Origin of the sequence: Bradyrhizobium sp., from assembly GCF_049691595.1 — a bacterium.
In the GTDB taxonomy this organism is placed as follows: domain Bacteria; phylum Pseudomonadota; class Alphaproteobacteria; order Rhizobiales; family Xanthobacteraceae; genus Bradyrhizobium.
This window is the reverse complement of the sequence record NZ_JBAVNZ010000207.1, coordinates 1-10552: the sequence shown is the minus strand read 5'-3', so window position 1 is coordinate 10552 and position 10552 is coordinate 1. Positions and strand designations below refer to the sequence as shown.

The 10552-nt window shown below is 62.0% G+C and carries 7 protein-coding genes, 1 tRNA gene and 1 pseudogene; 4 read left to right on the top strand and 5 right to left on the bottom strand.

The features are described from left to right. Positions 1–322: 322 nt before the first annotated feature. Positions 323–1186, bottom strand: a complete 864-nt coding sequence (locus WCE35_RS09545; protein WP_424593095.1) for an alpha/beta fold hydrolase — start codon at positions 1184–1186, stop codon at positions 323–325. 123 nt (positions 1187–1309) lie between these two features. On the opposite strand from WCE35_RS09545, the gene WCE35_RS09540 reads away from it, so the two are divergent. Continuing rightward, positions 1310–1399 (top strand) — tRNA-Ser (locus tag WCE35_RS09540). 105 nt (positions 1400–1504) lie between these two features. Here the strand turns inward: WCE35_RS09540 and WCE35_RS09535 are convergent. The 3 genes from WCE35_RS09535 to WCE35_RS09525 all read right to left on the bottom strand — a co-directional run bounded on the left by WCE35_RS09535 (position 1505) and on the right by WCE35_RS09525 (position 6447). Further along, positions 1505–4939: a caspase family protein gene (locus WCE35_RS09535; RefSeq protein WP_424593094.1), complete on the bottom strand. Its 3435-nt coding sequence runs from the start codon at positions 4937–4939 to the stop codon at positions 1505–1507. Between the two features lie 52 nt (positions 4940–4991). After that, complete coding sequence (locus WCE35_RS09530; RefSeq protein WP_424593093.1) at positions 4992–5855, bottom strand: serine protease; 864 nt, start codon at positions 5853–5855, stop codon at positions 4992–4994. Between the two features lie 175 nt (positions 5856–6030). Next, positions 6031–6447: a hypothetical protein gene (locus WCE35_RS09525; RefSeq protein WP_424593092.1), complete on the bottom strand. Its 417-nt coding sequence runs from the start codon at positions 6445–6447 to the stop codon at positions 6031–6033. 732 nt (positions 6448–7179) lie between these two features. On the opposite strand from WCE35_RS09525, the gene WCE35_RS09520 reads away from it, so the two are divergent. Further along, the gene (locus WCE35_RS09520) at positions 7180–7797 is read left to right on the top strand and encodes a LuxR C-terminal-related transcriptional regulator (protein WP_424593096.1); all 618 of its coding nucleotides are present in this window, start codon (positions 7180–7182) and stop codon (positions 7795–7797) included. A 496-nt stretch (positions 7798–8293) separates the two neighbouring features. Here WCE35_RS09520 and WCE35_RS09515 read toward each other — a convergent pair whose 3' ends face one another. Then, positions 8294–8686: a response regulator gene (locus WCE35_RS09515; protein ID WP_424593091.1), complete on the bottom strand. Its 393-nt coding sequence runs from the start codon at positions 8684–8686 to the stop codon at positions 8294–8296. Positions 8687–9436: 750 nt separating this feature from the next. Here WCE35_RS09515 and WCE35_RS09510 point away from each other — a divergent pair. Then, positions 9437–9673: pseudogene (locus tag WCE35_RS09510) on the top strand (PAS domain S-box protein); the annotation flags it as partial. Positions 9674–9987: 314 nt separating this feature from the next. Further along, positions 9988–10552: Hpt domain-containing protein (locus WCE35_RS09505; RefSeq protein ID WP_424593090.1), on the top strand; the 565-nt coding region annotated here is incomplete at its 3' end.

The window sequence follows — 10552 nt, the reverse complement described above, 5'->3', positions numbered from 1 at the left end:
CGTCTCCGCGATCGCTGAAAATCCTGCCTCGTCCGAATCCATCACTGTCCTCCACCTCGACTCAGTGGATCACAACAGATTCAGCACTTCAGTCTTTTGTCACGAACCTCTTCACCCGATTACCCTGGCCCCCGGGTGAGGTAACCTTGACCGGTTAGGTTAAATCCGGGATCGCGTTGCCGATTCGGCGCGGATCGCTACCGTCTTTTCGTCGCTCCGGCTGACCGGCGAAGCCGCACTTCCCGGCCAGGATTTTAATGAAGCGGCACGGGGCCGCCGGTGTTTTGTCGCGGCCGGCGGCCCCACCTGTCTACGATCTCGATCAGCTCCAGCCGATGCGCATGAAAAACGCCGCGATCTCCGCGCTCGCACGATCGGGATCCTCGCGATGCGGAAAATGTCCGACGTCCGCAAACATCGCGAGATCGAGATTTGCAAAGGTCTCGCCGAGCCGGTCGGTCCAGGCATAGGGAAACAGCGGATCGTGCTCGGCCCAGCGGACGCAGGTGGGCAACGCGATCGGCGGCAGCGCCGGCGCCTCGCCCTTCATCATCCTGACACGGCCGGCATGGGCGGCGCGGTAATGCGCAAAACCGCCGGCGAGATTGCCGGGCTTTTGAAAATTATCGGTGAAGGCCTCGATCACGTCGTCGAACGCATCCTTGCGGTATGACCAGGCCTTGAGGAAATGCCGGATGTAGGTCCGGCAGCTTTGGCGCGTCGCGCCGACGAGCTCCGGCGCCATCTCCATTTGATGGAAGGATTGATACCAGATGTTGTTCAGCCGCCCGGGCTCCGCCATTCGCGCCCCGATGCCGGGATAGACGAAGTCGAAGAAAAACAATCCGGCGATGCGTTCCGGCGCCATTCGCGCCAGCGGCTGCATCACGGCGCCGCCGACGTCGTGGCCGACCACGCCAACCTGCTTCAGGCCGAGTGCATCGATCAGCGCCAGCATGTCGGTGGTATGTTGGTCGGGCCCGAACGGCCCGTCGGGTTTGTCGCTGTCACCAAAGCCGCGCAGGTCCGGCGCATAAAGCGTGAAGCGATCCGCGAGCCGCGCCATCACCGGTTCCCAGGTCAGCCAGAATTCGGGCCAGCCATGCAGCAACAGCAGCGGCGGACCTTGCCCGGTGCGCGCGACATGGAACGCCGCGCCGCCGGCCCGAACCGTCAAATGCTCCATGTTTGGCTCCTTTTGCTCGCGGCGGGACAAGAGCGAATGTTGGCCTCGCGCCTTGTCTGGCCAGCCATCCTCGCCTAGAACTCGCCCCGACCGAGGGTGAGGAATCACCCGCCGTGGCGCCCTGGAGAGGTGGCAGAGTGGTCGAATGCACCGCACTCGAAATGCGGCATAGGTGCAAGCCTATCGGGGGTTCGAATCCCTCCCTCTCCGCCACCCTCACACCTGTCGCTGCGAATCGTGGCGCTATTCAGCCTTACGGCCTATGGGCTGACCTTGCGGGTCTCGCCGAAGGTGGGCACGGAACGGACCACCGGGCGTTCATTGCATGCGGGCCAACGCGTCCGCCGGCGTGTAGCCGAGTTTTTGACCATCACGGGCGATGAGAGCCCAGGCACCGGAGAACTCGACGGCGCGCACGCGCATGCCGGGTTCGAGCTGACGTGAGCCGGGAGAATCGGAAGAAGGCTTCTCCCGCACCAGCTCGGCGCGGATCACGACATGAGTCGGCTCCTTGGGAATTGCCGGTCGGACCTCGAGAACTGGCTGGCGGTTTCCAATCGGAAAGTCGTTGCCGGACAGCTTGCGCGTGGGTAATTGCTCGACCCCTTGAATCGACTTCGTGATCTCCGGTACGCGCTGCTGTACGTAGGCCGCGAGCGCATCGACCCGCACCTGCTCGTCTCCGCTGTGCGCCGCCTTGATGTCCAGCGCCTCTAGCAGCGCATACGTCAGCACGCCGTGACCCTGATAGCCTTCATAGGCCGCGTCACGGGCGGCCGAGATGATGTTGCGGCCGGTCGCATGCTCCAGTTGCGTCATCGCGGTCTCCCGCGCCGATTCCGTCCCGCGCGAGCCGCGGAACGCATCCCCCTCGCACGTGTCGATGACAAGAAGGCTCTTCAGCGCCGGTATCTGACGTAGCCACCCATCCCACTTGTCCTGATCGATGGCGTTTTTCTCGACGGACTGGTGAGCAGCAAAGTCGAGCGTCTGGGGATAGTAGTAATAGCGGCCCGCGATTGATCTTCCGTGTCCGCCGAGGAACAGCACAAAGACGTCGCCGGTCTTGGCTTCGCGGGCGATATCGTTAATGGCGGACGAGATGCCGGCCTCGCTCACCTGCTCGTCCGTCAACGTGGTGGTCTTAACCTCGGCGAATAGCGTGCTGCCAACGATTTTGAGCGCCTTGGCAAAACTCTCAGCGTCGTTGGCAGCATAGTTTAGCTGATAACCCTCGATGCGGTACCTGTTGACGCCGAGGGCGAGGACGAACATCCGCGGCCGCTCGGTGGCCGTGGTGCCGAACTTGTCAATGCTGATCTTGAAGGGCGGCGTGGCGACGAGGCCGGCATGGTTGTAGGCGGTCACGTTGACGACGTTGACTTTGCCGGGCACCAGCTTCAGCGTCTCCGTGACTATGACCGAAGCGATCGGGCCATCAACCGAGGCCAGTGCCGCGGGCGTCGGATTGCCCTGTCCGACACGGTTGACCTTCCAATCGATGCGGCTGCCGACGCCGCCGCCCGTGCCGGTGATCCGTACGCTGATGCGAATGGTATCGCCAGCCCGATCGTCCTTCTCCTTGAGATGTTCGATTTGGGGTGCGGGACCTGAACCGAGGATCGTCTCAAGATTGAGACGGTAGGCCGCGTCCTTGTACTTGCCTTCCAAGTCCCCTTTTAGGGCCGCTTGCACCAGGTCGGAACGGTATAGCTGCCCAAATGTCTGCCCAATGGAGAGCACGTCCAAGCCTCGAACGAGGTGCAGCAGGTTTTCGCTATCGCCACCGAAGTCGAAGAAACCAGCGGGAGTAATGGCGAGCCAATCGCCTTCCTGCGTCGCGAGCAGCTGCACGATCTCATTTCCACTTGAAAGCGACCAGAATCGGACGGTGCCATCCAGGCTGCCCGAGAGCGCGGTGCGGCCGTCAGGGGAAAACGCGACCGACCGCACCTCATCCGAATGGCCCTCAAAGGTGCGCAGCAGTTCGCCCGTGCCCGCGTCCCAAAGCTTGAGCGTCTTGTCCGCATTGCCTGACAGAACGGCGCGGCCGTCGGGGGAGAATGCGACCGACGCCACCTCGCCCGAATGCCCCTCGAAGCTGCGCACCAGCTTGCCCGTGGTCACATCCCAAAGCTTGAGCGTCTTGTCGTCACTGCCCGAGAGCACGGCGCGGCCGTCCGGGGAAAACGCGACCGACCGGACCTTATCCAAATGCCCCTTGAAGGTGCGCAGCAGCTTGCCTGTCGCCACATCCCAAAGCTTGAGCGTCTTGTTGTCGCTGCCCGAGAGCACGGTGCGGCCGTCGGGGGAAAACGCGACCGTGTCGTTCGACGAATGCTCCCCTTTCTCCTCGAAGGTGCGTACCAGCTTGCCTGTCGCCGCATCCCAGAGCTTGAGTCTCCAGAAAACGTCCGAGAGCACGGTGCGGCCATCGGGGGAGAACGTAACCGAGTGGTGTGAGTGCTCCAAACTAAAGTCCCCTTCCTCGAAGGTACGCACCAGCTTGCCTGTCGCCACGTCCCAGAGCTTGAGCGTATTGATACCGCCCGAGAGCACAGTGCGGCCGTCGGGCGAAAACGCGACCGAGTCGATCCACTCAAGTTCCTCCCCGGGCTTCCCGAAGGTGCCCGCGAGCTTCCCCGTGGCGGCATCGAAAAGCCTGAGCCCGTGATAATGCCAGCTGCCCGAGATCACGGTGCGGCCGTCGGGGGAGAACGCGACCGACCGCACCCAGGCCAATTGCCCCCCGAGGGTGCGCACGAGCTTGCCCGTGGCTGCGTCCCAGAGCTTGAGCCTCTTCCCGTCGTCCGAGAGCACGGTGCGGCCATCCGGGGAGAACGCCACCGTGTTGTGCCGGGAAAGAAACTTCTCTTCCTCCTCAAAGGTGCGCAGCAGCTTGCCCGTCACCACCTCCCAAAGCTTAAGCCTATGATCAATGCCGCCCGAGAGCACGGTGCGGCCGTCGGAGGACAACGCCAACGCTCCCGAATCCCCTTCGAAGCTGCCCACCGGTTTGCCCGTCGCCACATCCCAAAGCCTGAGCGTCTGGTCGGCACTGCCCGAAAGCGCGGTGTGGCCGTCGGGGGAAAACAAAACCGACTTCACCGCTTTCGAATGCCCCTTGAAGGTGCGCAGCAGCTTGCCTGTCGCCACGTCCCAAAGCCCGAGCGTCTTGTCGTCGCTGCCCGAGAGCGCGGTGCGGCCGTCGCGGGAAAACGCTACCGACTCCACTTCACCAGAATGCCCCTGGAAGGTGCGTAGCAGCCTGCCTGTCGGCACATCCCAAAGCTTGAGCGTCTTGTCGTCACTGCCCGAGAGCACGGCACGGCCGTCGGGGGAAAACACTACCGACCGCACCTCATCGGAATGCCCCTCGAAGGTGCGTAGCAGCCGGCCTGTCGACACATCCCAGAGCTTGAGTGTCTTGTCGGCACTGCCCGAAAGTACGGTGTGACCGTCGGGGGAAAACAAAACCGACTTCACCGCTTGCGAATGCCCCTGAAAGGTGCGCAGCAGCTTGCCCGTCGCCACATCCCAGAGCTTGGCTGTCTTGTCCGCACTGCCCGAAAGCACAGTGCGGCCGTCGGGAGAGAAAGCAACCGAATACGCCAGGCCCAAATGCCCGACCTGAGGCACGACCTCGATCTTCAGCTTGTCCTGTGCCGCGGCGCTTTCAAATGCCGGAAAGGGCTCCGCCGCGAATAGCGCCAGCAGAAGCACCGCTCGCCTCGATGTCAACCGCGCCGACATAGGAGCGCCTCCCTTGGGGCCACCGCGAGCGCGTTGATGTCTCGCAGATTGATCAATTCCCGCCGCTCGCGACCACCTTTCCAATCCACTCCGCATAGTTCGCCGTCCGCGTATACACCCCGTACCTCAGCTTTCGCGCGCATCCCTCGCCCCAGGATACAACGCCGACCAACACTGGCCCATCGGTAGCACGCCACACCAGCGGGCCGCCGCTGTCGCCCTGGCAACTGTCGACACCGCCCTCTCGATAGCCCGCGCACATCATGCCCGGCTTGATGGTGCCGTTGTAGGCTGTCGCTCCATTGCAGGTGGCGTTGTCGACGTAGGGGATGCTCGCCTTGAGAAGCACCCTTGTCACGTCACCGCCCTCACTTGTCGCGCCCCACCCGGTGACCTCGAGCGGCTGACCGACCCGAATCCCCTGCTTGAGGCTCGCCAGCGGAATGACCCGGCCCTGTGAGGGTGAGCGCAGTTTGATGAGTGCGAGGTCGTTTTCGTGTGTTTTGGGGTCATAGGCCTCGTGGATCACAACCCTGTCGACGTCAGACCACGCGCCTTGAGTCAGGTAGTTGGTAGCGCCGGCTTTCACCTTCACCTCGCCCGCCCTGGTGGTGGGGTTGAAGCAATGCGCGGCGGTCAGCACCCAGCGGTCGGCGATAATGGAACCACCACACAGGTAGCTCCGCCCCTCGATCGTGACGTTGAGCGCTACCTGCCAGGGGTGCTGTTCGATCGTGGTCGGCTCGCCACCCACGATTTTGCGGTCGAACAGTTTGATCGCTTCCTGTGCTGCCGACAGCGTGAGGTATCCAAACACAATAGCCGAAACTGCGGACAGCAGGACGCCGAGCGCGCGGCTTTGGTGCGTAACTTTGATCACGCCAACGATAAATGGCTTGGCTGGTTCGGAGCGCATTTTGCCTCCCGCCTCACGTAGCGAGCTGGTGAATGATGGCTGTCTCGCCGAGATGAATATTGACATATATCAAGAGTAACAAACCCCCATTAAGACAATCTATAATAGTTGCCAGGTTGTCCAAGGGGATCTCCATCGGACATCTCCTAGGAGTTGCGGTCGATCGACAATCTCCCTACTGCGCCTTGTCGTGCAGCCCGATGCCGATCGCCTTGTAATCATAGGTCGGATAGAACTCGGTTCGATAGGCGCCCCAGGCCATGTTCTCGAACAGGCGGTTGACCTCGCGAAGCCGGGAGGCGGGCAGCCGCAGCGTCACCACCTGACCGATCCCCATCATCACATACCAGCTCACCACCTCGATGCCGGCGGGCGGAAACGCCTTGTAGTAACCCTGTCGTTCGAGCTGCGCGTTGAGCTCGCTCAGGGGGCGCGACTGGTCATGCTTCAGAAACACGGTGATCATCACCGCATTGTCCGGTGTCGGCGTCGCATTCTCGGTCGGTGCGGTCTGCGCGACCGCGCCCGAATTGAAAGTCAAGGCACCGGCCAGCGCCGCTATCGCCATCAGTGACCCTGTTCTCCGCGCCATTGTCGCCTCCCGGTTCGAGCTCGCTGGGTGATCAATTCGGGCCGCGATCATTACGGGACCGGCGAAGGCTGTAAATCCGGAAATCAGCAGGATCGGCGGCCGGTCCGTCACAACCCGCGCGGTCGTCGGCGCGGCCGAATGTGAAGCAGCTCATACCTGCGCGTTGTCTTAGCCGCTACTCACGGCATGCTCAGTGGCCTCGGCGTCAAGAGGACGGACAGATGAAAACGCGGCGGATGGCATGTTGGTGGTTCAGGTTTGTCGCCTCGGGTCGGTTCCTCGAAAAATTCCTGAAGTTGCGGCGTTCGTGAGGGCGCGGCAACCTCCGATCGCCGCCTGACGCATTTCGACGGAAGGCCGCCTGGCCTGGCTGCGACGACAGGTTTGCCGCCAGGCCGCTTGATCGGTTGTCCCGGCCCACGGTTCCGCAACCAATCGCGTCGCAGCCATCAATGCGTCCCTGCGTGGGCGGTCATAAAGATCTGAATGACACCCATTAGAGAACCAAATGGAATCCGAAAATTTACGGGAGTGAGGCCGTTTTGGCCTCCGGGTACTACTACGGCCCGTAGAATTACGGGTGTATGGCCGCGATTGCCGCAGTCACCTTCATAAGCGCAGGTTTTGCCTGCGGTGCGGCCCTCAAACTTGTTGAGGTTCCGGCGCGTCCCCGTATTTTTACGGTCCAAGAAATTAACGCCGAGAGGCTTCGGAGCCGTTATAAATATTTATATGTCGCAAGAACCCAGAACCGGTGATTTGCATTTTTCGACGTGGCTGGAACGCAGCCAGCCGCCCGAAGAGAATCCCGAGATCGTGCCGCTCTCCGCGATGCGCAGCCGGGCGATGGACGAAGCCGGAGCGGTGATTGCGCGTCAGCTCAACGGGCCGCTGACCGCACTGCTGCTCTACATGAATGAGATCAGGCAGCAGAGCCACCAGTTCTCGCAGACGCCGGGCAATCGCCTCTATCTGCTGCAGGTGGTGGAAAACGCGCTTCAACAGGCCGAACGCGTCTGCGCCATGGTGAAGCAACTCTCGGACAATCTTGCGGGGCCCGCCATCGCGTCCGACCGCATGCACGACCGGGAGGGTGAGGCCGGCGGCGCCAAGGATAGCGTACGCGTGCCGGGGCCGATCAACGCGTCCGCACCCGGCCATAAGCCGCTGACAAAACGCGAGCGCGAGGTGCTCATGCACATCAGCGAAGGTTGCTCCAACAAGCAAGGCGCGATGCGGATGAACATCAGCCCGAGGACGTTCGAAAGCCATCGCGCCGAGGCCATGCGCAAGCTTGGCGCCCGCAATACCGCGGATCTCGTCCGCAAGGCGCTGCTGTTTCCAGCCTGATATCTCGGCGGCAATCGTGCGCCCGCCGGGCCGACGGTGACCGGGCCTGCCGCCGGTTGCCCAGCTCAGCAAAAATCGTCCGCGACAGCGCGAATGCCAGGGGGCCGCAGTGTCGCGGCCCGGGGCTTGTCGACCGGAACTATCATGATCACCCACGCGGCCGGAACGCTGGACTTTTTCTCCACGATCGAGTGAACGTGCCCGGTGACCGTCACGCCGGCGGATCGGCACGTCGCCGCTCTGCCGTTGAATTGGGCGATGCGAAAACGCCTGACTTCGCTGGGATCGGTAGTTTCGAACGTGAACATGAAGCTCCCCCGTCCACGGAACTATCGCGACCGAATATTATCCGTCTGTGAAAATTGAAAACCGTAAGAGTACGGCCACGGTACGCTTCAAATGGATCCAGCCCATACCGCGGCGGGCGGCAAGGGCTGTTTTGCGTGTTTGGGGTCGCCGGGGTGTCGGCCAGGCGCCGGCCCTGGCATCAGGGACGTTATTCGGCTGAACCGGGAAACACCGCTTCCATCTTGGACTTCAGCGTCGCGGCGTTGAACGGCTTGACGATGTAGTTGCTCACGCCGGCTTTCTTCGCGGCGATGACGTTTTCGGTCTTCGATTCCGCCGTGATCATGATGAAGGGCGTCTGCGAGAATTCCGGGCTGGCGCGGACTTCCTTGAGCAGGTCGTAGCCGGTCATCGGTTCCATGTTCCAGTCGGAGATGACCAGTCCGTACTTCTTGCCCTGCATCTTGGCGAGCGCGGCCGATCCGTCGCTGGCATCGTCGACATTCTCGAATCCGATCTGCTTGAGCAGATTGCGGATGATCCGGATCATGGTGCTGTAGTCATCGACCACCAGGATCGGCATCGACAGATCAAAAGCCATGTCTTCAACTCCGCGCGGTTCGCAAATCACCGAACACGGGCGAATGCGCGCAGCATGCGGAAAAATCTCCGATGCTTTTCCCGAACCAACGCCCGTTGGCACCGAGACAACTAGCAGGGCTCATTGAACAGCGCGTTAATTCCGCGCCGAATAATCCGCCGCGAGGTCGCGCATAGCGCGTAATTATACGGTGGACTTGTGACGCGGTTGTCACCTGCCGTAATCGTCACGCGCGATGTCAATATGATGCCGACGAATCCGATCGCGACAGGCGATCGTCCGGCCGCGGCAAAACGTCGTGGAGCGTGCTGCGCCGAGTTTGTCTCCGATGTTAAACGTTTCGAAAGCCGGCGGCGTTCGACGCTTTCGATCAGGCCATGGGTGGCGCATTTCGAGCATCGCCGGCGCTCATTCGCTTAACCTTATATTATCGTGAATCAATCATTCTGAGCGTCAGCCAGAGACGAAATCCGTAATGCTACCGAAGCGGTCTCTGCGTTTCCGAGATGCAGATTTTTCCATCAATCGTCACCCGTGCATGTCGCGCCAATCCAGAGAGTCCGATCGCAGCGTAATCGACCTGGCCGCGAATGACATCATCCCCCACACATCGCTGACGACGCACGCTCCCACGAGGCTGCGAAGTTCGCAACGTCCGCCGAGGGCAAATCTCAGCCCACGAACATTTCCACTTTGAAGGGAAAAGGAAAGAGCTCTCCGATGTTCAAACTAGGAAACAAGGCAGCCGAACTCGACGCAGCCGCGCAGGCTGCCGCGATCAGCAGGTCGCAAGCCGTGATCGAATTCGATCCGGCCGGCAATATCTTGACGGCGAACCAGAATTTCCTGAAGGCGCTCGGCTATTCGCTCGCGGAGATCCAGGGCAAGCACCACAGCATGTTCGTCGAACCGGCAATGCGCGACAGTGCGGCCTATCGCGAGTTCTGGGCAGCGCTCGGCCGCGGCCGCCGTCGAGGAGCAGAGCACGGTGACCAATGAAATGTCGTCGAGCATGCAGCGCGCCGCGGCGGAAGCCGCCAGTCTTGGCTGACCGGATCGGCGTCGCCGGATGAGCTTTCGGGCTCGTCCGGCAACCTCGCAACCACTGCTCGCTTTCCCCCGCGCTCGCTTGCTCCGTATTTGCACGGACACCGAAATTAACGCGAACGTGAAACGGGTAAGGTTACGATTGCAAGAAGGTGCAACTCGCCGGTGCCAGGTTACCACGGACGGGCCGGTTCAGGTCAGACGCAAAGAACGATTGACGATCTAGCGTAATACAAGTTTGGAAGGCTATTCTGATGGACGATCTTTTGCGCGAGTTTCTGACCGAGACCAACGAGAGCCTGGATACGGTCGACAATCAGCTGGTTCGGTTTGAGCAGGATCCGAACAACGCCAGGATCCTGGATAACATTTTCCGGCTGGTGCACACCATCAAGGGGACCTGCGGCTTTCTCGGGCTGCCGCGGCTGGAAGCGCTGGCGCATGCCGGCGAGACCTTGATGGGCAAGTTCCGCGACGGCATGCCGGTGACGGCGGAGGCGGTGACGCTGATCCTGTCCTCGATCGACCGCATCAAGGAGATCCTGGCCGGGCTGGAGGCGACCGAGACCGAGCCTGCGGGCACCGACGAGGATCTGATCGTCAAGCTGCATGAGATGGTCGAGCGCGGCATGGCGGCGATGTCAGCGCCGGCGGAGCCGGTCGGGTCTGCTGAACCCGCGCCCGTGGTCGCGGCGCCGCCGGCGCAGGGCGCGCCGGTGGAGCAGGTGCTGGAGCGGCCGTTGCGTCCCGGCGAAGTCTCGCTGGATGTATTGGAGCGCGCCTTCCGCGAGACCACAACCGAGGTGGCGCCGCCGGCGG